20 protein-coding genes are annotated in these 23,711 nt (G+C 43.4%); 10 read left to right on the forward strand and 10 right to left on the reverse strand.

Features of this window, described 5'->3' with window-relative positions:
- Positions 1 to 47 precede the first annotated feature (47 nt).
- Positions 48 to 1,982, forward strand: coding sequence for an alpha/beta hydrolase family protein (locus IEW93_RS00905; RefSeq protein ID WP_188735926.1), 1,935 nt, complete (start codon positions 48 to 50; stop codon positions 1,980 to 1,982).
- A gap of 48 nt (positions 1,983 to 2,030) precedes the next feature.
- Positions 2,031 to 2,360: an FKBP-type peptidyl-prolyl cis-trans isomerase gene (locus IEW93_RS00910; protein WP_188735928.1), complete on the forward strand. Its 330-nt coding sequence runs from the start codon at positions 2,031 to 2,033 to the stop codon at positions 2,358 to 2,360.
- Positions 2,361 to 2,426: 66 nt separating this feature from the next.
- On the opposite strand, the gene nfuA is transcribed toward IEW93_RS00910, so the two are convergent.
- Positions 2,427 to 3,005, reverse strand: coding sequence for a Fe-S biogenesis protein NfuA (gene nfuA / locus IEW93_RS00915; protein ID WP_188735930.1), 579 nt, complete (start codon positions 3,003 to 3,005; stop codon positions 2,427 to 2,429).
- A 219-nt stretch (positions 3,006 to 3,224) separates the two neighbouring features.
- Complete coding sequence (locus IEW93_RS00920; protein WP_188735932.1) at positions 3,225 to 4,031, reverse strand: ComF family protein; 807 nt, start codon at positions 4,029 to 4,031, stop codon at positions 3,225 to 3,227.
- Between the two features lie 33 nt (positions 4,032 to 4,064).
- Here IEW93_RS00920 and bioH point away from each other — a divergent pair, with 33 nt between their 5' ends.
- Together bioH and IEW93_RS00930 are read left to right on the forward strand one after the other, a co-directional pair.
- Entirely contained in the window at positions 4,065 to 4,856 is a 792-nt protein-coding gene (gene bioH / locus IEW93_RS00925) for a pimeloyl-ACP methyl ester esterase BioH (protein WP_188735934.1), read from the forward strand.
- A 63-nt stretch (positions 4,857 to 4,919) separates the two neighbouring features.
- Positions 4,920 to 5,423, forward strand: a complete 504-nt coding sequence (locus IEW93_RS00930; protein ID WP_188735936.1) for a hypothetical protein — start codon at positions 4,920 to 4,922, stop codon at positions 5,421 to 5,423.
- On the opposite strand, the gene IEW93_RS00935 is transcribed toward IEW93_RS00930, so the two are convergent.
- The 6 genes from IEW93_RS00935 to IEW93_RS00960 all read right to left on the reverse strand — a co-directional run bounded on the left by IEW93_RS00935 (position 5,415) and on the right by IEW93_RS00960 (position 14,657).
- Positions 5,415 to 7,439, reverse strand: a complete 2,025-nt coding sequence (locus IEW93_RS00935; protein ID WP_188735938.1) for an LTA synthase family protein — start codon at positions 7,437 to 7,439, stop codon at positions 5,415 to 5,417. The genes IEW93_RS00930 and IEW93_RS00935 overlap by 9 nt on opposite strands.
- A 405-nt stretch (positions 7,440 to 7,844) precedes the next feature.
- Entirely contained in the window at positions 7,845 to 9,272 is a 1,428-nt protein-coding gene (locus IEW93_RS00940) for a sensor histidine kinase (protein ID WP_188735940.1), read from the reverse strand.
- Positions 9,269 to 9,946: a response regulator transcription factor gene (locus IEW93_RS00945; protein ID WP_188735942.1), complete on the reverse strand. Its 678-nt coding sequence runs from the start codon at positions 9,944 to 9,946 to the stop codon at positions 9,269 to 9,271. The genes IEW93_RS00940 and IEW93_RS00945 overlap by 4 nt, the downstream gene beginning before the upstream one ends.
- A gap of 83 nt (positions 9,947 to 10,029) precedes the next feature.
- A complete protein-coding gene (locus IEW93_RS00950) occupies positions 10,030 to 10,440 on the reverse strand; it encodes a diacylglycerol kinase (protein WP_188735944.1) in 411 nt (136 codons plus the stop codon).
- Between the two features lie 9 nt (positions 10,441 to 10,449).
- Complete coding sequence (locus IEW93_RS00955) at positions 10,450 to 12,117, reverse strand: phosphoethanolamine transferase (RefSeq protein ID WP_188735946.1); 1,668 nt, start codon at positions 12,115 to 12,117, stop codon at positions 10,450 to 10,452.
- Positions 12,118 to 12,311: 194 nt separating this feature from the next.
- Positions 12,312 to 14,657: a Tex family protein gene (locus tag IEW93_RS00960; RefSeq protein ID WP_188735948.1), complete on the reverse strand. Its 2,346-nt coding sequence runs from the start codon at positions 14,655 to 14,657 to the stop codon at positions 12,312 to 12,314.
- Between the two features lie 183 nt (positions 14,658 to 14,840).
- Here IEW93_RS00960 and greB point away from each other — a divergent pair, with 183 nt between their 5' ends.
- Positions 14,841 to 15,320, forward strand: coding sequence for a transcription elongation factor GreB (greB, locus tag IEW93_RS00965; RefSeq protein WP_188735950.1), 480 nt, complete (start codon positions 14,841 to 14,843; stop codon positions 15,318 to 15,320).
- 13 nt (positions 15,321 to 15,333) lie between these two features.
- Positions 15,334 to 15,471 carry a hypothetical protein gene (locus tag IEW93_RS00970; protein WP_223418935.1) on the forward strand — a complete coding sequence of 46 codons (138 nt, stop codon included), beginning with the start codon at positions 15,334 to 15,336 and terminating at the stop codon, positions 15,469 to 15,471.
- A 199-nt stretch (positions 15,472 to 15,670) separates the two neighbouring features.
- On the opposite strand, the gene IEW93_RS00975 is transcribed toward IEW93_RS00970, so the two are convergent.
- Positions 15,671 to 16,519 (reverse strand): universal stress protein, encoded by an 849-nt coding sequence (locus tag IEW93_RS00975; protein WP_188735953.1) that lies wholly within the window; start codon positions 16,517 to 16,519, stop codon positions 15,671 to 15,673.
- Between the two features lie 30 nt (positions 16,520 to 16,549).
- A complete protein-coding gene (locus IEW93_RS00980) occupies positions 16,550 to 18,040 on the reverse strand; it encodes a SulP family inorganic anion transporter (RefSeq protein ID WP_188735954.1) in 1,491 nt (496 codons plus the stop codon).
- Between the two features lie 457 nt (positions 18,041 to 18,497).
- Between IEW93_RS00980 and IEW93_RS00985 the strand changes: the two genes are divergently transcribed.
- From IEW93_RS00985 to IEW93_RS01000, 4 genes are all read left to right on the forward strand, one after another.
- On the forward strand, positions 18,498 to 19,307 hold the full coding sequence (locus IEW93_RS00985; RefSeq protein ID WP_188735956.1) for a C15 family peptidase: 810 nt from the start codon (positions 18,498 to 18,500) through the stop codon (positions 19,305 to 19,307).
- Positions 19,308 to 19,424: 117 nt separating this feature from the next.
- A complete protein-coding gene (gene ompR, locus IEW93_RS00990; protein ID WP_188735958.1) occupies positions 19,425 to 20,150 on the forward strand; it encodes an osmolarity response regulator transcription factor OmpR in 726 nt (241 codons plus the stop codon).
- A 3-nt stretch (positions 20,151 to 20,153) separates the two neighbouring features.
- Positions 20,154 to 21,497 (forward strand): two-component system sensor histidine kinase EnvZ, encoded by a 1,344-nt coding sequence (envZ, locus tag IEW93_RS00995; protein WP_188735961.1) that lies wholly within the window; start codon positions 20,154 to 20,156, stop codon positions 21,495 to 21,497.
- Positions 21,498 to 21,725: 228 nt separating this feature from the next.
- The gene (locus IEW93_RS01000; RefSeq protein ID WP_188735963.1) at positions 21,726 to 23,696 is read left to right on the forward strand and encodes a methyl-accepting chemotaxis protein; all 1,971 of its coding nucleotides are present in this window, start codon (positions 21,726 to 21,728) and stop codon (positions 23,694 to 23,696) included.
- Positions 23,697 to 23,711 lie beyond the last annotated feature (15 nt).

The raw sequence follows: 23,711 nt of genomic DNA on the forward strand, positions 1-23,711 counted from the left end.
CAAATATGTAACATGCTGACAACATTATTATTTTTAACGGACTGTTAATGAAACGGATTTTATGGCTCATCGCCTTTATGTTTGTGCAACTCCCAAACATTATTCAAGCTAACTCCCTACCTGTTGACGCTTTTGCCAGCCTACCTGATGTAAGCTTTGTAACCTTATCGCCTGATGGTACAAAAATCGCGTCGTTAATTAGGATTAACAGTGACACAGTCGACGGGCAAATATTGGGCATTCGCGACATTAACACCAATAAAGATATCTTCCCGGTACAAACCGACAATCAAAAATTTGTTATCTTGTCGCTCACCTGGGCAAACAACGATATTGTCTTAATCAAAGCCAAATACCCTGCTATCCGTCGCGGCGTACCCACAACAGAAACACGCTTAATGAAATACAGCTTAAGCGACGATAAAATCTCTAGTGTGTTTTCTAAGCGGACCTTTTCCCGCTTCCAATTTGTGCCGCAAATACAATCGTCTATTATAGATTATCTTGAAAACGATCCTGACCATATTCTTATGGAAATAAGCGGTTTAGGCTCACAAGCACAATATGAAAGTGTGGTTCAAGTCAGCTTAAAAAGCGGTGGAATCAAGCAAAAGCAATACGCAGAAAAATACATTGAAGATTGGATAACCGATAGACAACATCAGGTACGCATTGGCATTTATCGCGACGATACAAGCTACCGTATTTATGAACAACAAAAAGCCAATGGTGACCTGCGATTATTATGGGAATTTGAAGCCTTTGATGAAAACGCCATCTGGCCAATGGGCTTTGACCATGACCCCAACATCCTTTATGTCAGCGCTTATCATCAAGGCTTAAAAGCCATTTTTAAAGTCAATTTAACCGACCCCGATCTCACCAAAGAGTTGGTATATCAAAACGAGAATTATGACGTAGAAGGCCAACTCATTTATTCCAAGTTAAAACAAAAAGTCATCGGCATTGATACCAATATTGAAGGTGAATTCCTATTTTGGGACCAAGACTATATCAAGCTCAATAATGGATTAAACCAAGTATTGCCAGAGTCACATAATGTCATCAATCAACTCAGCGATGATGAGCGTCGTTACCTCGTTTATAGCACAGGCCCCATTGAATCTGGCACCTACTTTTATGGCGACCGGGACAAAGGAGAGCTTTACCCAATTGCCTATCGTTATAGTCAATTAACACCAGAAGTGTTATCTAAACCTAAAAAAGTGAATTACAACGCCCGTGACGGTTTGGCTATCGAAGCGTTTTTAACTACTCCTAAAAACACAGAAGCCAAACACCTCCCAACCATTATTTTCCCGCATGGCGGTCCGATTAGTTACGACTCAACTTCATTTGATTATTGGGCGCAGTTTTTCGCTAATCGCGGCTATGCCGTGTTGCAAATGAACTTTCGAGGATCAGCAGGCTACGGCTATCAGTTTATGACCTCAGGGCTAAAAAACTGGGGCCTTGAAATGCAAAATGATGTTGAAGATGGTGCTCACTGGCTTATTGAACAAGGTATTACTGACCCTAAACGTATCTGTATTGTTGGCGCCAGTTATGGTGGCTACGCAGCATTAATGGGGGTAGCTAAAACACCCGATTTGTATAGATGTGCTATTAGCGTAGCAGGTGTGACAGACCTTGAATATTTAATTAAATCATCACGTAGATACGACAACAGTAAAATTGTTAAAAAACAAATTGGCGATGACTATGACGATTTATATCAACGCTCACCAATAAGTAAAGCCGCCAGTATAAAAGTGCCTGTATTGTTAATCCACGGCACAAAAGATCGCGTCGTAAAAGTAGACCATAGCGAAGAAATGTACGATGAGCTTAAAGGATTAAATAAAGCCGTAAAGTACGTTGAATTAGAAAATGGCGATCATTATCTCAGTAACAATGAACACCGCCTAACCACATTTATTGAAATAGAGCGCTTCCTGGCAACCCATATTGGGGTAAAATAACCGCACATTTTTTAAAGGCCAATTAGCCCAAGATGAGTAGAGAAAACGATGACCCAAGAATTGATAATAACCGATCTTGAAGTCGGCACGGGCAAAACCGCAGTAAAAGGCGCGCTAATAACGACCCGCTACAGTGGGCGATTAGCAAATGGAACACAGTTTGATGCATCTGATGCCTTTCAATGTGTCATCGGTACTGGCCGAGTCATTAAAGGCTGGGATCAAGGCATTATTGGCATGAATGTCGGCGGTAAAAGGCAATTATCAGTACCGGCGCACCTAGCTTACGGCGAGCGACAAATTGGCGATCGTATTCCGGCTAATTCAGATTTGTTTTTTGAAATCGAATTACTTGAAGTGCTCACACGAGACGATTAACCCATCTATATATAAACAAAAACGCGACTCAAAAGTCGCGTTTTTATTTGCTCACACTCAACACTCTTAAGCGTAAGAATGCTCACCATGTTGGTGATCCGTCACGTCACGCACACCGGTTAACTCACCAGGGAACATATCTAATAACTGCTTTTCGATACCATCTTTTAGGGTGATATCAACTTGCGAACAACCGTTACATCCACCGCCAAACTGCAACACAGCAACACCCGCATCGGTAATTTCAACCAACATAATGTTACCGCCGTGGCTGGCTAATTGTGGGTTAATTTCTGACTGAATTACATATTCAATACGTTCAACTAATGGTGCATCACCCGCCACTTTACGCATTTTAGCGTTAGGTGCTTTTAGGGTTAATTGTGAACCTAACTGATCGGTAACAAAGTCAATGCTAGCATCATCTAAAAATGGTGCGCTTTTTTCATCAACCATGGCGCTAAAGCCATTAAATGGTAACTCAATATCGTCAGCTTCTACTGCATCTGGCGGGCAGTAAGACACACCGCACTCAGCTTGTGCAGTACCTGGGCTGATAACAAAAACACGAATATGAGTGCCTTCTGGCTGATCGGCCAATAATTTAACGAAATGGGCCTGAGCTGTATCGGAAATGGTGATCATGAAAACCTGCTCCCTCAGGGTATACCCGAGTAATTTAGTAAGAATTAAGCACATGATACTCCGACTTGGATTTGCTTTGTAGTCTCTGAATGATTTGATCTTGAAAAAATGATCCACTGCAAAGTTTTTAAGCACAAAAACCATCTAGCTAAGACTAAAATAAATACATGCAATGCACTGATTTTATAACAAAATAAAACCGTTATTACTCAAATCGAATTAATCTAATAACCCTGGGGCCTCAGCACGCGCTAAACACCAGGTTTGCACATAAACATGTTGTTGAGTAAACAGCCTCGCAATTTCTTCCACTGTGGTACCCGTTGTCACCACATCATCAATAAGTGCGATACGCTGATAAGGAAAATGCGCACTTAATGAAAATGCATTACGGCAATTTTTACGCCGCTGCTTGCCCGATAAGTCAGCCTGTGGGGCGGTATCTACCATCCTAGTTAAACTACCATCATCAATAGGGATACCTAATAATTGGCTCAACCTATGCGCGATTAACCAGGCTTGATTAAACCCACGCTCACGCAAACGATTAGGGTGTAAAGGAACGGGGACTAACACTTGTGGCGCGCGGATGAGTTTATGCTCTATTAACTGACTCACTCTTGTTGCGAGTTGTTGAGTTATGGCATTAATTGGCGCGCACTGTTGCTGATATTTTATCGCCGCAATCAACGGCCCTAACCCCTGATGATAACTGCACGGCGCCACCACCAACATCGGTGTATGTTTTAAGCATTTACCGCAATACGCTTGTAACTGTGAAATTTCACGACCACAGCCCAAACACACTTCATGTTGATATAAACTGGCTGCCAAGCACACCTGACAAATACCGCTCAACACCTGGTTAGGAAATAACCTTTGATAGTCAAGCTGCTCAACTCGGTGCTGGCACAGCTGGCAACGGTTGGGTAAACTGCTCAGCAATGCCACACTTGCAAACTGATAAACAGATTTACTGCGCCTCACTAAGCCGGACATCTTACGTTTAAATACAGTTACAGACATAGGCAATTCATTCCATTAAAAAGAGAGATTAATGTGAGCTTTCCTGCACTGCATATCGAGATTGTTGGCACCCAAGGGCCAGATGTTGTCCTACTGCATGGATGGGGGGTCAATAACGCCGTATTCAGTCCATTAAAAAACGCATTACATCAGTATAGAGTGCATTATGTTGACCTGCCGGGTTTTGGCCTAAGCCCAAATATAGACGGTGATATCAATCAATGGGTGCAAGCACTGGCGCAGCAGCTACCGAAAAATGCCATATGGATAGGTTGGTCGTTAGGGGGATTGCTCGCCACTAAAGTAGCGATAGATTTTCCAGATTCAGTCTCAACGTTAGTCACCCTCGCCTCATCACCCTGCTTTATGGCCAGAGAGGCCACCGAAACAACCCCTGCCTGGCCAGGAATATTACCAGCGGTATTAGGGCAATTTTCAACACAACTCAATCGCGACTTACCACGCACAGTTGAGCGCTTTTTAGCAATTCAAGCCATGGGCAGTGATAACGCTAAAGCTGATATTAGCCAAATAAAACAGCTGGTACTGAGTAAACCCATGCCAAGTAGACAGGCATTAGCACAGGGATTAACTATGTTGGAAGAGGTTGACCTGCGCGGCCTGTTAAGCCAGCTACAACAACCCTGGTTGCGCGTTTGGGGTAAACTCGATGGCCTCGTTCCACAACGCGTCATTAAACACATGCCACAGGCTAGTCATATTACCGATGCGATCATCCCAAAAGCATCTCACGCGCCGTTTATTTCGCATCAAGATGAATTTTTGCACAATTTATTGCCTTGGATCATAAAATATCAGCAATAGCACTTTAGCTAATGAACGAGTTTGGCTATAATTTAGCCACGGTTAAATACAATAGCGACTGCGATGATCATTAACACTCATTATCCGCAAGTGCCTTTAGCAACATCGAATGTTGCGACGGATCTTGCACGAGTGGACAATCAACAAAAACCGCCGATTATTCCACCTCAAGAACCCAGCAAAGGCCACGAAGAACGCGCGTTTAATCCACAAAATGAACGGGCTCAAGCTTTTGTCGTGGCTGAAAAAAAACAGCAACAAGATCAATCTCAGCGCCAACAGCAAAACCTAACCCAACAGTCTGTTGACCCAAAAGCATTGTTGCAACAAGCCACACGACCACAAACTGTGCGCATCATGGCAAGCAACACACCAGCTCTGCAACGCAAAGACATTCAAATTAAATCACAATCGGCCACGACAAAAAGCTACATAGAGTCAACGCCACGCCAAGCCGATAGCAGCATGACCAACGCTACCGCTCAACAGTTTGGCATGCGAATTGGCCAGTTTTATCAGCAACAATCCGCACCCAATCTCGAGTCGCAATTACAAATATTAGCGTGACACTTTCTTTAAATTTTTGCCTGTTTCAACAGTGCTTTTTTCTGGTTTAAATAGCATTTTGTTGTACGCCAAACTCCCCCACAATGCCCAACCCAAAGCCGTTTCAGCTTGTTTACTATCGAGTTCTTTAGGGATTAAATGCTCACTGGCAAAGTCATACGTAAAGCTTTCTGCTGGTAATTCTGGCTGTAAAATAGTGACCAGGTTACCCTCTAATAAGCCAAAGTTTTTGTCATATTGCATCATCGCCCGCCCCTTCCAATCGCTTGGAACCTGGGTTAAATCTCGACCTAACATTGGATAACTGTCAGACACGCCCATCAGCGACAATAATGTGGGTGCCATATCGATTTGGCTTGTCACCCGTGAGTCACGTTTGACGTCAATACCTTCGCCTAAAATCAGCCCTGGGATCCTAAAGCGAGAAACTGGCACTAAGTCTGAACCACTGACACGGCTGTCATGATCTGCCACAACTAAAAATATTGTGTCTTTCCAATACTCTGATTTTTTTGCTTTTTTGAAAAACTCGCCCACAGCATAATCGGCATATTTTACTGCGTTATGCATGGTGTATTGTGGTTGCTCATAAAGCTCAATCCGATTATCAGGAAACTCAAATGGATCATGATTACTTGAGCTAAACACTAAACTAAAGAAAGGTTTACCTTGTTTATGCATTCGCGAAAACTCTTCATCAGCTCTGAATAACAAGTCTTCGTCTGACACTCCCCAAGACGCAATAAATGCAGGATTTTTATAATCACCTTGATCAACAATATTGGTGAAACCATTACCTAAAAAGAAACTGCGCATATTATCGAAATGACTTTCGCCACCATAAATAAATTGGGTTTCATAACCATGTTGCTTTAATAAATCTGCAATCGTAAAAAAGCCTGTCTGACTCTTACCTAGCTTAACCACTGCACGCGCTGGTGTTGGTGTAAAACCAGTAGTAATCGCTTCAATCCCACGTACAGAGCGAGTACCTGTGGCGTAAAGGTTTTCAAAAAACCAGCCTTCCTGCGACAACTTATCGATATTGGGTGTTAACGGTAACCCACCTAAACTTCCCACAAAACGTGCGCCTAAGCTCTCTTGTAAAATAATCACCAAGTTTTTAGGTTTACCACTATAGCTTGCTTGATTGAAAGACAACGTCGGTATTTCGGTTGAGGTAAACGCCTCCATGGGGCGGCCACTTTCACGGCGCACAATATCAATAATTTTATCGGCAGATAGTTTGCCATACACTTTTGAAGCATCTTCTTCGTTATTCATTTGCGAAATTGCAAACATTAATGAAAACGATGAATTAAGCACTAATGAATTGACTAATGGGTCATTGGAAAACGCCACTAACGAAGGGTTTAACGGGCGGTGTCCTAAAGATGAACGCGCGCCTAATAAAATCACGACTATGACTAATATGGTTAATACAGGCCGCCAATACCATTTTGGGTATGTAATTTGTTGCGTTAAACGGCCACCGAGCCACCAACCACCAGCTAACGTACCAATTGTGATAAGTGAAGATAAAATAAGCTCAGCTTTGCGCCCAGCCCATAACATCGATAAGACTTCTTTTGGATATATCAGATATTCAACATATAAACGGTTTGGCCTAAAACCATATTCGGCGATAAAAGACGGCGTAGACACTTCTAAAAATACCAGTACCCATAAACCGAGCGTAAGCCACACACGTAAAATGACTAACCAGACACGGCCAACAATATGTTCACCCGAAAAAATAACAGTACCCAGTGCTGCAATGCCAAAAACCCAGCAGATAGAAGCAATATCAACCCGTAACCCCTGGCTTAAAATATAACCCCAACCTTGCGCATCGGTGACACGCTCGGCTTGCCATATCGACAAACCTATACGGCTTAAACTCATCACGATAAGCGAAATAATGCTAAAAGCGAAAATGGCTTTGAATAAACTGGGTGAGAAGTATTGTTTTTGTGGATTATGATTAACACCCACACCTGAGAAGCTAGTCGTCATTTAGACTCCATTATTATTATTTTTTATGCTCTTAACCAAATTTTGTGCGCAAAAAGCTAACCCTAAATAACAATGGTTATTAGGAAAATCTCATCAGCGACTATTAAAAAGGCAAAAACGTTAACAGTACCAACAACTTTATTTTTAACGGCAAAACAAGTTCATTTTTATCGTTAAAAAAGTCTACTGGGTAAATTTCAATATTTTTATGTATTTCAATTGCTAAAAAGAATGTGACCCTTTTTAACGATATACTCATAAAAAATTGGCACCAAAAGTAGTTAAACTTAAGACTTACGTTTAGGTAAAAAGTTCACTCTCAAGGCCATTTTTATTAACATTTATTTTACATTTAAGCTGGGGCTGGTTTTATTGTAAATACCATGGTTTGCGCCTATAAGTGACTTAATCTACATTGGGAATGTGAACAGTAAACTTAATCCGGTCTTCTGCCATTAACCCAAAACTAAATACAAAACCATTTACCTTGGCGATATTTTCCACAATCGCCAAGCCTAATCCATGACGCTCGGTATTAGTACGCGACTGTTCAGCCTGGAATAACGGTTGAGTTAGGCGCTCTAAATCATCGGTTTTTAAACTGGTTAGAAGTTGATTTTCTACACTCAGGGTTACGCCGTTAGCGTCACTGCTTAATCGAACGGTTATTACCGACTTTGGTGGACTGTAATACAACGCGTTATCAAATAAATTAGTAAGAATAAGATGTAATGAAAACTCATCGACCAAAACACTGCTATTACGCAGATAATTTTCCACCTGCATACGCTCAGTTATGGTGTTGTACTTAAATGTTAAGGCTTCAATAATTCGATCGACTAAATCGGTAACATCAAGCTGCTGTCGATGCAGATGCATATTTTCAGACGAAGCTTGCTGCAGCAGTAATAAGTTACTCACAATGGTCTTCATCCGCAGACTAATATTAAGCACATCTTGTTTATAGGTAGCACCAATACGCTGATCATCCGGGTAGCGAATATAAATCTCACTTAAACTAATAAGCTCACTAATGGGTGTTTTCAGCTCATGGGCAATATCGGCGGTGATCCGCTTTTCAGTTTGCAAATATTGCTGGCTAATTTTAACGAACTTATTCAATTCATTACGTATCGGTTCAATCTCAAGATAACGCTCAGACTCAGTTGATAACGGAATATATTTTTGGGTGACATCAACACTTTTTAATGCGTTATTAAGTTCATTTAACGGCACTAAACCCCGAGATATCACCTTGACCACCGCCCAGCGCATCAACACAATTACCAGTAACAAACCAATGGCTAAACTGGAATCAATTATCACCAAAATTTGAGTTAAATCTTCAGAACTAATTGCCACGGTTAACCACATTGGCTCAACCGAGTACCCCACCACATTACGTAATGAATTTGGCACTTGAGGTTCAAAATATGACACCATTGCACGCCCTGAACGGCCGTCGGGTAATTCTACGTCAGCAAAAACAGCACTATTAATTGGTATGTCTTTTTTGAGTAAATCAATACCCGGAAAATGACCCAACGACTCCGATCGCTCAAATACGGCATCACCTTGCCATAGTTGGAAAAAGCTGGCTTTAGTTGAGGTGCCAAATTCAGGCATAAATTCGCCCGCAAAATCAAATTCAGTACCTTCAGGGGTTACTTTTACTAACGTTTTTAAATAATTAGATTTATCAGTGAGTGCATTATCAAACTCAACATCAACCCAATTATCGATACTGATATCAATCGCCAAAAATACAATAATTAAAATTGCTGTCACCACATAGGTCATGGTGTTCATTAGTTTAGTGGTTAAAGACTTCATGCTTGCGTATCCACAAAATAGCCAAAACCACGTTTATTTTTAATCGGTAACATTGCCCCTACAGCTTTGGCTTTTTTACGCACCGACGATAAATGCGCTTCAATCGTATTTTTAGATAAGTGACTAAACGATCCCACCACTGCCTCGCTGATTTGTTCAGGATTTAACACTTGTTTAGGGTTGTTAAATAAGTATTCCACTATCTTAAATTCGTTTTTAGTCAGATCGATAAAATGACCATTAACCCGCAAAGACTTATTGCTACTATCAAGCACAAAATCGGCGATGCTAATTGTTTTTGCTTGTTGATTTAACTCACCACGGCGCCCCATGGTAATTAATCGGGCCTGGAGCTCATCAAACGAAAATGGTTTGGTTAAATAGTCATCCGCGCCAGACAATAATCCGTTAACGCGGTCTTCCGCCTGAGATTTAGCCGATAAAATAATGACCTTAGCTTGATTACCTAGCTTACGGATACTTTTCAATAAGCTAATGCCATCGACATTAGGCAGCATTAAATCCAAAATAATAAAGTCATATTGATTGGTGAGCGCCATGCTCAAGCCTTCAGAACCGTCACCGGTTTCATCAACGGTATAACCCAAATGGTCTAACCCAACCCGAATACCACGGCGAAGTGCCTCAGAGTCTTCAATTAACAACACTTTCATTGAGCATCCTTTATCATTTTTATGCTTTATCCATGAAACTAACCACTATTTTGGCACATCGGTGTTCAGCCGTTACGAATAGTTTATGGCCATAAAACCGCCCACCAAATAATCGCAGCCATCAGCATGCTCACAAATACAAACGCTGATGAGATGTCCTTGGCCAAACCTGATAACGTATGAAACTCAAGGCCAATTCGATCGACAACGACCTCTATAGCAGTGTTAACCAGTTCGGCAAACAATACAAACAGTAGCGCTAAAACTAACATAGTAGTTTGTACTGCTGTGATATTTGCCATACATGCAAACACTGTCAATGGCACAAACAGCATCAACTCTTGTTGAAAAGCCGCCTCGTTACGACACATCCACTTTAAGCCGTTAAAGGTATGTTTACAGGTATATAGTAAGCGCATTAGCCCTTGGCGCTTAACCACTATTTTAGGCGATTCAGTTGATTGAGCTTTATTTGCCGAGCTTGATGATGTCATGGAGCGTTCCTAATTCAATTTACAGTTGCTGGTGATATCTAATTTAGCATCACGCGCCGAGGTATTTACGCCATAGAGGCCTAGCAAGCTGTGAAACAAGTTGTCGTGTGAGTAGCTTGCTGTTTGGGCATGATCAGCAATACATTCACGGTCGACACCTTTGGCTTGGGTGTATTCTTGCGGCAACCACATAAACCAAGGCACATGTGTTTGCTGGCTAGGCGCAATACTGTAAGGCGTGCCGTGTAAGTACATGCCACTTTCACCTAACGATTCACCATGATCAGACAGGTAAACCAATGCCACATTATAGTTGTCTTGGTATTGCTCAAGCACCTTAATGGTTTTAGCTAACACAAAGTCGGTATAGGCAATGGTATTGTCGTATACGTTGATGATTTCTTGGTCACTGCAATTTTCAATATCACTGCGGCTACACTCAGGGGTAAATGAAGCTTTGTCTGCGGGGTATCGTTGCCAGTAAGTTGGCCCATGGCTGCCAATAGTATGTAACGCAATAAATTGGTTAGTTAACCCTTTACCCGACGCAGCACTTGTCTGAGCATCTTGTTGTAATTTTTGCGTGAGCTTTTCAACTAAAATTTCGTCATAACAACTTAAACCATCACACAATGGGTTGTTTTCATTAGGTGATATGTCAATGGTGTTAATCCGTGCACCCACCGCTTTATCGCCACCGTCATTGTCAAACCAGGTCACTTCAACGCCTGCCGCTTTAATGACATCAAGCACATTATTTTGCGCCTCTGCGGCTTCGCGGTTGTAGCTATTGTGAGTCAAGTTAGAAAACATACACGGCAGAGAGTGCGCCGTTGCCGTGCCGCACGACGACACATTTTGCAATGCAATAATGCTTAAGTCTTGGGTGTATGGGTTGGTATTACGCTGATAACCGTTATAAGCCATGTTTTGCGCTCGCGCCGTTTCGCCAACCACCAATACCATTAAGGTAGGCTTGCCATTGGCAACTGGCACTAACTGCGCATCTTGGCCTATAGGGTTAAACGTCAACTTCTCGCTAAAAAAACGCTGATTAATATACTTAGCTGTGTTGTAAATGTGCGCAGGAATAATCATCTTATTCAGGTATTGATTATTGCGTCCTACAGAGGCGTAATCCTTGTAAAAAAACACAATCATTGCACCAATAACGGCCAAACCTAATACCACAAAGCCAACGCGACGAATTACGGTTTTAGCCACCGAAGCGCGATCTGTTACATTCGTGCTCAATAACCAAATCGATGGCAATACGCCAAACGCCAACACATAACCCACTGAGTAGGCATTAATGTATGAGTATGCCTCGCCAGAGTTAGTCTCAAAAATATTTTCAATCATGCTGTAATCAATCATCACGTTGTACTTGAGCATCGCATACATCGCCGCAGATGAGGTCAGCAGTAACACAACCATAACGGGCTTAAACACAAATCTAATCGTAAATAAACTGAAAATAACCATAAAGCAGCCACTGAGCAAAATAGCTGGAGAGAGCGAAAATAGCACATGGCCCTCTGTCGATAATTGGTAAATTTTACGAATAATAGGGAAGTTTAATACCAGGCCAAAATACACCGCAATAATGAGCGTCATCACTTCATAACTGATGCTTTTGGGGGTAATGCGTGAAAGTGTTTGGGTTAATAATTTCAAAATTGCCACTCGCGTTAAACTCAACTGGCGCTGATATTCAACTAAAACACTTAAGATCCACTGAATAAAAACTGAATTATTGCTGACTGTAGAAGTTCAGTTTTCTAAGGCAATAAAAAAGCCCCTGCATAGCAATGCAAGGGCTTATTAATCAATAGTTTAATTCAGCTCAATCTTGTGTAAGCATAGGCAAATTATTTCTTCAGTTTGGCAAAGGCATCAGCAAACGCATTACCCATTGCGGCATTCTGAACTGGTTTAGCTGGCTTGTTTTGCTGTTTTTGCTGCCCACCTTGTTTAGGTTTACCGCTAAATGAAGTTTTTTGAGGTGCAGATTTAGCTTGGCCCGTTTTGGCAGGTGCTGGTTTTTCATCGAGGCGCATACTTAAGGCAATGCGGCGACGCTCAACGTCCACTTCCATCACCTTCACTTTAACTACATCACCTGCTTTGACCACGGTATGTGGGTCGCTCACAAACTTGTCAGTTAATGATGAAATATGCACTAAACCGTCTTGGTGCACACCAATATCCACAAAGGCACCAAAGTTAGTCACGTTGGTCACCACGCCTTCTAAAATCATTTCAAGCTTAAGGTCATTTAAGTCTTCAACACCGTCTTTAAAGCTGGCTGTTTTAAACTCTCCACGCGGATCTCGTCCTGGCTTATCAAGTTCTGCCAAAATGTCGTTAATGGTTGGCACACCAAAGCTGTCGGTCACAAAGTCAGCGGCGCTAATACTGCGCAGTAAATCTGTGTTACCTATCAACTGTGCAACCGGTTGCTGCTTAGCTGCAGCAATCGATTCAACTAAGCTATAGGCTTCAGGGTGAACCGATGAGGCATCAAGTGGGTTGTCGCCATTGCGGATACGTAAAAAACCTGCTGCTTGCTCAAATGCCTTTGGCCCAACACGCGGCACACTCAATACTTGCTTACGGTTAGTAAACTGCCCATTGGCGTCGCGGTAATCAACAATATTTTTGGCGAGGGTTTTATTTAACCCAGCAACTTGAGCCAGTAACGGTGCAGACGCCATGTTTAAATCAACACCCACGCCGTTTACACAATCTTCAACAACAGCCTCAAGCGATTGCGACAACATGCTTTGGCTCACATCATGTTGATATTGGCCAACGCCGATGGCTTTCGGTTCAATTTTAACCAGCTCAGCTAATGGGTCTTGTAAACGACGAGCAATCGATACTGCGCCGCGAATAGACACATCTAAATCCGGAAATTCATTGGCAGCAAACTCAGATGCTGAATACACCGATGCACCCGCTTCGCTTACCATCACTTTGGTTAAGTTGGGTTGCGAGTCTTTAACAGCCGCAATCAGCTCACCAGCTAACTTATCGGTTTCACGCGAGCCCGTACCGTTACCAATAGCAATAATTTCAACCTTGTGCATAGTGACAAGGTTGCTTAGCGTACGAATGGATTTGTCCCACAGGTTTTGTGGCGCATGTGGGAATATCGTTGTGTGTGCCACCAGCTTGCCAGTGTTATCAACAATGGCCACTTTAACGCCAGTGCGGATCCCAGGGTCAAGGCCCATGGTGGCTTTCGCGCCCGCAGGAGCTGCCATTAACAAATCGCCTAGGTTGCGGGCAAACACTTTAATAGCTTCTTCTTCTGCGCTTTCACGCATTTTGGCAATAAACTCGGTTTCCATTTGCAAGGCCACTTTAATGCGCCATGTTGAGGTAACAACCGTTTTTAGCCAGCTATCAACGCTAGAGTCAGTCAGCGCTAACTTAAAGTGATCGCTAATGATCACTTCACAATAGCTGCCCTGGGTGGCTTCGGTATCTGGGTCGGCATTCATCGACAAGCTCAACACGCCTTCGTTACGGCCACGCAGCATGGCTAATGCGCGATGAGATGGGATTTTGCTCATCAGCTCGTTGTGTTCAAAATAGTCGCGGAACTTAGCGCCTTCTTTCTCTTTGCCTTTGACCACACGGCTCTCAAGCACAGCTTGTTGGCTTAAGTGTTGGCGAACTTTACGCAACAGCTCAGCATCTTCTGCAAAGCGTTCCATTAAAATATAACGCGCGCCATCTAACACGGCTTTTGCATCGGCAAAGCCTGCATCTGCATTAACAAACTCAAGGGCTTTGCTGTCAATATCTAATGTGCGATCAGCTAAAACTGCTTCAACTAAAGGTTCGATACCGGCTTCGATAGCAATTTGCCCTTTAGTACGGCGCTTAGGTTTGTATGGTAGGTATAAATCTTCAAGGCGGGTTTTACTGTCGGCTTCATTAATCGCTTGCGACAGGGCTGGGGTTAACTTACCTTGCGCTTCGATGCTCGACAACACCACCTGGCGGCGGTCATGTAACTCACGTAAATAGCCAAGGCGTGAAAACAAGTTACGCAATTGGGTATCATCTAAGCCACCAGTGGCTTCTTTACGATAACGGGCCACAAACGGTACGGTAGCACCATCATCTAACAGCGCTATGGTCGCAGTGACCTGTTGTTCACGAACGTTCAGTTCTTGAGCGATAATCTGGGCAATATTATGCATAATCAGTAGAATTCGGCATGGTTTAAAATAAAATTATGCCAAAGATACCATAAAGACTACTAATTCGCTGCTAGTACTAAAAGCTTTATGATCCTTAGCAGACAATGCGCAGCCTACATACTGATGATATGCTTCACGCAAATACTGTCTTAAAAATAATACACAGATAAAAGAGTAGCAAAAGTGAAAACCAAGTTAATCACCCTCGAAGGTTACAACAAGCTCAGACTTGAGCACGATTACCTCTGGAAAGAAAAGCGCCCTGAAGTGACCAAAATTGTTACCTGGGCGGCCAGCCTTGGCGACCGCTCAGAAAACGCCGACTACACCTTTAATAAGCGTTTATTAAGGCAAATCGACCGTCGAGTACGCTACTTACGTAAGCTATTACCTGAGCTAAAAATCGTTTATTACGCCCCAGAGCAAGAGGGAAAAGTGTTTTTTGGTGCCACAGTTGAAATTGAAAACGACGCCGGCGACATCAAAACCTTTAAAATTGTTGGCCCAGAGGAAATCTACGACGAACGTAAAGATTACATCTCTATCGACTCCCCAATGGCGCGTGCACTGCTCAAAAAAGAAGTCGACGACGAAGCGGTGGTCAGCACGCCTCAAGGCGATAAAACCTGGTACATTAATAAAATTACCTATACCAAAGACTAAAAGTGCATTAGCGTTGGGCATATTTATATTCGGTGAAACGCCAGACACCATGACGCTACTTGGCAGCCTACTCGTGGTGGTCAGCGGCGTTTACACGCTCAGCCAAACACGTAAAAAAGTCAGTTCTAGAGTGGTGAATAGTGAAGCTTAATGGGCCGTGGGATTAAGATATGGCCTGCAAGCATTAAGGCCGTCTGCCTTAAATAATACCAATCAGCACAACCAAGTCATAAACAAAAAACCACCCCGACACACATTGCCGGAGTGGCTTTTAACTCGCATGATTACTATTTAGCTTTTAACTGTCTGCTATCTGCTATCTGCTATCTGCTACCAGCAATCCAATATGACTAGCGCAATAGTAATAACGGGATTTTGCTTTTGCTGATCATTCTGGTGGTGTTGCTTCCGACAAAAAATTCACGAATACGTGAATGGCCGTAAGCGCCCATAACCATTAAGTCGATGTTATGCTCAACTTGATAGGCTTCTAAAGCCGCTTGCACTTCACCCTGACACACTGCGGTGCTTACGTTAAAATCTGCACTGCTTAAGGTGTCTGCTGCCGCGGCCAATTCTGCACTGGCTTGCGTCAGATTGTCTGACACCATCACTAAGTGACACGCTAAACCTTTAAGCAAAGGGCTGGCTGCCACGCGAGCTAGGGCTTTTTTCGCCGTTGCACTGGCGTCGTAAGCAAAGATAAAACGCTTAGGTGCGGTAAACTCAGGCATAACCACTAAAATAGGTTGCTTAAGCGTGCGGATAACACTCTCAATATGGCTACCAATCGGTTGGTCTTGGTGCTGTTCACCTTGGCGTCCCATCACCACTAAGCGTGCATTAGGCTCTTGTTCTAATAAGGTTTCAATTAAGTCGCCGTGGCGCTGTAAAGTATCAACTGACACTGTCGCTTGTTGGTCAGAAACACGCTTTTTAGCATCTTCGAGCATATATTTACCTTGCTCAAGTGCCAGTTTGCTTCTGCGGCCTTCAAGCTCAACCATTTCGTCGAGTAGGTGTTCACGCGTACCTAAACCAATGCTGCCAGATAAATTCAACTGTGTTGGATACACAGATTTATCTAACACATGTAACAAGGTCACTGGCGCAGCCATTTGAGTTGCGGCCCACACGCTGGCATCACATACCGCTAAGGTGGCTTTTGAACCGTCGATACAAGCAATCACATTTGTCATTATTGTTCTCCTTTATGGTGTTGCTCAGGATTAGTGACCCGACATCATTTTTTCGACTTCTTCAGGTTTATCGTGCACCCCAAATTTATCAACGATGGTTGCACTGGCTTCATTTAAGCCAATTAACTCAACCTCGGTACCATCACGGCGGAATTTAATCACCACTTTATCGAGCGCCGATACTGCGGTGATATCCCAAAAATGCGCTAATGATAAGTCGATAGTGACTTTATCAACCACTTCTTTAAAATCAAATGATTGGCTAAACTTATCTGCCGAGGCAAAAAACACCTGGCCAACAATTTTATAATGACGGCCAGTTTCAGCGGTAATCTCTGAACTTTTAACCACCATGAATTGACCCACTTTATTAGCAAAGAATAACGAAGCCAACAACACCCCTACAAATACCCCAATCGCCAGGTTATGGGTAGCAACAACAACCACAACCGTGGCCACCATCACAAGGTTTGTCGACATTGGGTGATGTTTAAGGTTACGGATTGAATCCCAAGAGAAAGTACCGATAGACACCATGATCATTACCGCAACCAAAGCGGCCATAGGGATAAGCTTTAACCAGTCACCTAAAAATACGATTAGAATCAGCAAAAACAATCCGGCAGAAAACGTAGATAAACGCCCACGACCGCCCGATTTAACGTTAATAATCGACTGCCCAATCATGGCACAACCTGCCATGCCGCCCATTAAGCCGGCACCAATGTTGGCAATACCTTGGCCTTTACACTCACGGTTTTTATCACTTTGCGTGTCGGTTAAATCATCAACAATGGTGGCTGTCATCATTGATTCTAGCAAACCAACCACCGCAAGGCCTGCTGAATAAGGCAAGATGATCATCAGGGTTTCAAGGGTTAATGGCACTTCTGGCCATAAGAAGATAGGTAAGGTGTCAGGCAGCTGGCCCATATCGCCTACAGTGCGCACATCAATGCCCATAAATACCGCAAAAATGGTTAAACCAACGATGCACACTAACGGTGACGGTAATGATTTACCAATAACCGGGATCAGTGGGAATAAGTAAATAATCCCAAGGCCTGTAGCGGTCATGGCGTACACATGCCAGGTCACGTCAATCAGCTCAGGCACTTGCGCCATAAAGATTAAAATTGCCAATGCGTTCACAAAACCAGTCACCACCGAGCGCGACACAAAACGCATTAAGTTACCCAGTTTTAAGTAACCTGCTGCAATTTGGAATACACCGGTTAATAAGGTGGCGGCCAGTAAGTATTCAAGGCCGTGCTCTTTGACTAAGGTCACCATTAACAGTGCCATTGCACCCGTTGCCGCAGAGATCATCCCTGGGCGACCACCGGTAAATGCAATCACTACCGCAATACAGAACGAAGCATAAAGCCCCACTTTAGGGTCAACACCAGCAATAATAGAAAAGGCAATGGCCTCAGGAATTAACGCCAGCGCAACCACAAGACCGGCTAAAAGGTCTCCGCGGATGTTAGAGAACCATTCTTTTTTCATGGTTTGTATCATGTTATTCACTCTGTTTAAAATTCAATCAATTATTTCAATAGTACGTGCTTATTTGAAACTGCAATGTCGCTACAGCTTCTAATGTGTCGATCCGTCATGCAACGAGATGCTATCAAATATGAGGTAAAGCAAACTGCCACTACAAATGGATTGTCATAATCCAATTAGGAAGGGGTTAACGAATGCAGCTTATGTTCATGACATGCAAGACTTTACATGCATAAGATTTCGCTTTGACTACACAGGTGCAACTCAAAGCAGCGACACAGAATATAGTTCAGCCCGTTGAAAGTCAAAATCTGTCACTAAAATAGTCCACGTTTTGTTATTTAAAACCACCTGAAACTTTGGCGTTAATTTGATTTACCAGCATTGTTGACTACAGTTAAACCTCGTTCAAATTACCGTACGTGGTGCTATTTCTTTTCGCATTCAACCTAAAACATAAAGGGACATTATGTTTATTGCATTAACAGGCATGTTGCCCACACAACAATTTATTCAAATTATCAGTTTGTTACGATTACGCCCATTGTATCTTGTGCTGTATTTATTGCCGCTCAGCCCACTGCAAGCCACATCACAATCAATCCCGTCCACTTCACTCAAGCCTATTGTGGGCAACTGGATAATAGACACGCCTGAGCGGATTAGCTTATTACAGCTAAACCCAAACCAAAGCTACTTACACATTGAATTTAACTTGCTAGCACCACACCAAAGCGTGGCCGAATGGGGCCGACTCGCTATTGCGCCTAATAGCGTGCGCTTTATTGCCAGTTATACTAATAATCCACGCGAGGGTTTCGTGGCTCACCACTTTACTCATCCCACACACCAAATGACACTCACAAAAAGCAATACGACTTTACTGCTCGATGTCGATAGCAATGCCGATAGCGTTACTGATAAACAATATCGTTATAACCGCAACACAACCCACCCCGTCTATGGCGTGTGGCACCAATTGTCGACTCCCGCGTTGAGTAGCTTAGTACTGCTAAACAACGGTTATTACGCCACAGTGCACATTAACTTGCATCAGGATCCACATACCGATGCCCACATTACTCACCTACAATGGGGCCGCTTTGAAGGACTACAAGGGTTTGGTGAACCCATTTTTGATAGCCATCCACAACTTACATTAAACCCAGTAAATGCTATTACCAGAGTTATTTACCACCCACAAAGTCAACAACTGGCATTATCTTTTGACCAAGATATCGACCACACCACTGATCATTTGCCGCTTTTTAAGCAATAAAGCGGTATTTACAGCTATTTAGTTACAATTTCTGCTGCAATCAGCTATTCAAATTCAAGTGATTACACTTCATACTGAGCCATTGCTGGTATCAATTTAGTGTTTAAAGGATATTCCATGGGCCAAGAAACCTCTAAAATCCTCGTTGTCGATGACGACATGAGATTACGTTCATTATTAGAACGTTACCTAATTGAGCAAGGCTTTCAGGTGCGAAGCGCAGCCAATGCTGAACAAATGGACAGGTTACTTGAGCGCGAAAACTTTCACCTTTTAGTACTCGACTTAATGCTACCCGGTGAAGATGGCTTATCAATTTGCCGCCGTTTACGCCAGCAAGAAAACCCAATTCCTATTGTGATGCTCACCGCGAAAGGCGATGAAGTCGATCGGATTATTGGCCTTGAACTGGGCGCCGATGACTACTTACCTAAGCCCTTTAACCCACGTGAGTTATTAGCACGGATTAAAGCGGTAATGCGCCGCCAAACTGCTGAGGTACCGGGCGCGCCTGCACAGCAAGAAGAAATGATTGAATTTGGTGAGTTTTCACTAAATTTGGCCACGCGTGAGATGTTTCATGGTGACGAAAGCATTGCCCTCACTAGCGGCGAGTTTGCCGTATTAAAAGTGCTGGTTAACCACCCTCGAGAGCCATTATCGCGCGATAAGTTAATGAACCTTGCTCGCGGCCGCGACTACTCAGCCCTTGAGCGCTCTATTGATGTGCAAGTGTCACGTCTACGTCGTTTAATTGAAAAAGATGCCGCCAACCCACGTTACATTCAAACGGTTTGGGGTTTAGGTTATGTGTTTGTACCCGACGGCACTTCGCGTAAATAATTGATGGAACTCAAGTTAAAATGGTGGCAGCGCTTCTTACCTCGAAGCGCGTTTAGCCAAACGGTATTGCTGATTGGCAGCTTATTGCTGATTAATCAATTAGTGTCGTATTGGTCAGTCGCCGTTTACTTTATCAAACCCAGTTACGAGCAAATTAACCAACTGATTGCCCGCCAAATCAACATATTATTTGTTGATGGTGTTGATGTGGGCCGCGAACATCTCACCATGGTTGATGCTTTAAATGCCAAGGTACGTGACGATGGCATGACAGTGTACAATCAAAAACAAGCCCAGGAGGCCGGACTCGGCCAGGCCACCTATTACAGTTTTTTATCTGAACAGATGTCAGTGTATTTGGGCGGTGAAGCAGAAGTACGCTTTTCTCAGGGCGAAAATCTCGACGTGTGGATTAAGCCACCGCAAGCTCCTACATTATGGATTAAAGTGCCGTTAACCGGCATTAACGAGTCTGACTTATCACCTTTAACCTTATATTTATTAGTGATTGGTGCGCTTAGTGTTGCTGGCGGCTGGTTATTTGCCCGTAGGCAAAACAGGCCATTAAAACGCTTACAAAAAGCCGCCGTTGCGGTATCTCAAGGCGACTTTCCGCAGACATTGCCGTTAAGTGGTTCAACTGAAATTGTTGAAGTAACCCATGCGTTTAATCAAATGGCGCATAGCATGAAGCAACTTGAGCAAGACCGCGCATTATTAATGGCCGGTATCTCCCACGACTTGCGCACGCCACTGACACGTATTCGCTTAGCGTCTGAAATGATGGTAGAAGAAGACCAATATTTAAAAGAAGGCATCGTTACCGACATTGAAGACATGGATGCCATTATTAACCAATTTATCGCCTATATTCGCAACGACCGTGAAGGTGTGCGCGAACCTGATCAGATTAACCGCTTGATCCAAGAGATCAGCCAACAAGAATCGCACCGCGCAGAAACCATTGAGTTGTCGCTCGGCAATTGCCCAGACATTGCCATGAATAGTGTTGCCATTAAACGTGTGTTGAGTAACCTAGTAGAAAACGCGTTTAGATACGGTAACGGCTGGATAAAAATCAGCTCTTACCAGCAAGGCAATACGGTATGCTTTTGCGTAGAAGACAATGGTCCAGGCATTGATGAGTCTAAAGTTGAGCAGTTATTTCAACCGTTTACTCAAGGCGACTCTGCTCGCGGCAGTGTAGGCTCTGGCCTAGGGCTGGCGATAATTAAGCGAATTATTGACCGCCACCACGGCAAAGTAAAACTGTCTAACCGCCCTCAAGGTGGTTTAAAAGCCCAAGTTTGGCTACCACTAACCGACAACAACGTCGTCGACAATTAATGTTACCAAAGAATGAAAATAGATTAACTTTCATCCAAAACCTACACTGTATTACACATAATTTAATCACATTAGATTAGCTTTTCATCAATCAAAATTTACTAAATCATTGATTAAAATCAAAAATAAACAAAATACTTATCATGGCATCAGTTCAGGTGCACACGACAAACTGTCATATTAGTGCCATAAAATACTCACAATGAAAATTGCCTGAGTTTAGATTGAATGAAAATATCAACCTTATCGCTAGGAGCTTCTGCGCTGTTACTAATCCTTGCAGCATCACTTGCTGGCACAGTGCTATGGAGCAATCAGCAACGGCAAGTCAGTGAACAACTCAACCAAAGTTTGCAACGTATTCAGCATACATTTCAATATGATGTACGCCGTAATATCGATAAGTATTTGCAAACAGGCCAAAGCAATTATCTAGAACAGGCTCGTGCAGATATCAATAGCATTACGGGCAATATCAGTGCATTACAACAGGCACACCCGCAACTCGACAGCTCATCGTTAATCCAATTAATGGAGCAGCTCACGCAAGATTTAGACACAAAATATCGCGCTGCAGGTAAATTAGCCGGTAATCCACGGCAATTGCTGGCGTTTGCCGAATCTGAAATGCTCAGTTACAGCCGCAGCTTAAGCCGTTACGCACAATCGGCGCCGCAAGATAATAGCGTGGCACAACAATATCTTGCTCTTAGCACAGAGTTACCCAGCCTGGTGTATCAGTTATCGCAGCTCACTCAATCCTTATTAATTGATAAAGATACCGGTGTTAGCAACAGCGTAAATTTCACCATAGAAACACTCAACACCTGGCACGATCAATTGCAGCAACTGCCTTTACTCGGTATTTATCGCACCGAAGAAGTCGACGAGTTTGCGCTAGGTAACGATGAACCAGAGCAAATTGAAATAGGCGAAACACCTCGAGCTGAGCTACTAAGTTTAAGCCTGCGCTACAGTAAAGAAGTGAATAACACCGAGAACATGCTCAGCGAAAACCAGGCGGTACAAAACGCCCTTATTAATGCCACTAGCCAAGTAGAGCAACAACTCGTGGCATTAGCCGACATGCAAAACCAAACAGACCAACAATTAAAACTCAACTTACAATGGTTACTGTATGGCATGGTGGGCTTACTGGCACTGTTTGCCATAAGTTACTTTGTGTTACAACAGCGTCGTGTGGTCACGCCATTACGGCGCTTAAACCGCGCATTTGCGATGTTAAGCGAATCGAATCAACGTGAACCGATTGCGGTTACCAGCCAATGTGAAACGGGGCAAATTGCCGCGCATTTTAATCGTTTATTACAACGTTTTGATCAAGAGGACGAGCAGCAAAAACACAATATGGCTGTGGTCTCTAAGTCATTACGCGACTTAGTCATTCAAATTGGCTCGCTGTCAAATAGTACCCAAAAAACACAAACCGTAGTACAACAGGCTCAAGGGCAAACAACTGATTTAATTGAATTAGCCAACCAAGTAAACCAGTCGTCTAGTGAGCTGACCGTTCGCGCTCAACAAACCATGACCGACATGTTAGCCAGTCAGCAAGAAGCTCAGGGTGTATTAACGGCAACCGAACATACATTGTCTACGGTAAATCAATGTAACCACTCACTTAACCAGCTAAGCACCTCGGTGAATGACGCGGCTAAAATTGTTGACGTGATAGGCAATATTGCCGAACAAACCAACTTACTGGCACTAAACGCGGCCATTGAAGCGGCCAGAGCTGGCGAACAAGGTCGCGGCTTTGCGGTAGTTGCTGATGAAGTGCGTAATTTATCGCAACGCACCCAGTTGTCGCTCAAAGATATTATGGCGATATTAACTCAGCTCACCAGTTCAAATGAGGCACTAAGCCAAAGCGTCAATGACATTAGCGCCGCCTCTGAGCAACAAAAAACACGTGCCCAAAGCCTGCTAACCGTGGCTAAACAGGTACAGCAACAAGCCAGTGACATGGCAAACAGTGCCAGCCAGGGCAGCGAACACGCTAAGCAGCAAGTGCATTATCTCGATGAGTTCGTACAGGCGATGGACAGCTTAATGCACCGCGCTAAAGATGCGTTTGAACAAAGCGAAACCATTGCTCACGAGGTGAGTAACAGCGTCGACAATATTGAACAAAACCTCGGCATTGGCGAAACCAAAGCGCCATTCTCTACGCCATAAAAATGGGCGCCACAT

It is taken from the genome of Shewanella inventionis (assembly GCF_014641855.1).
In the GTDB taxonomy this organism is placed as follows: domain Bacteria; phylum Pseudomonadota; class Gammaproteobacteria; order Enterobacterales; family Shewanellaceae; genus Shewanella; species Shewanella inventionis.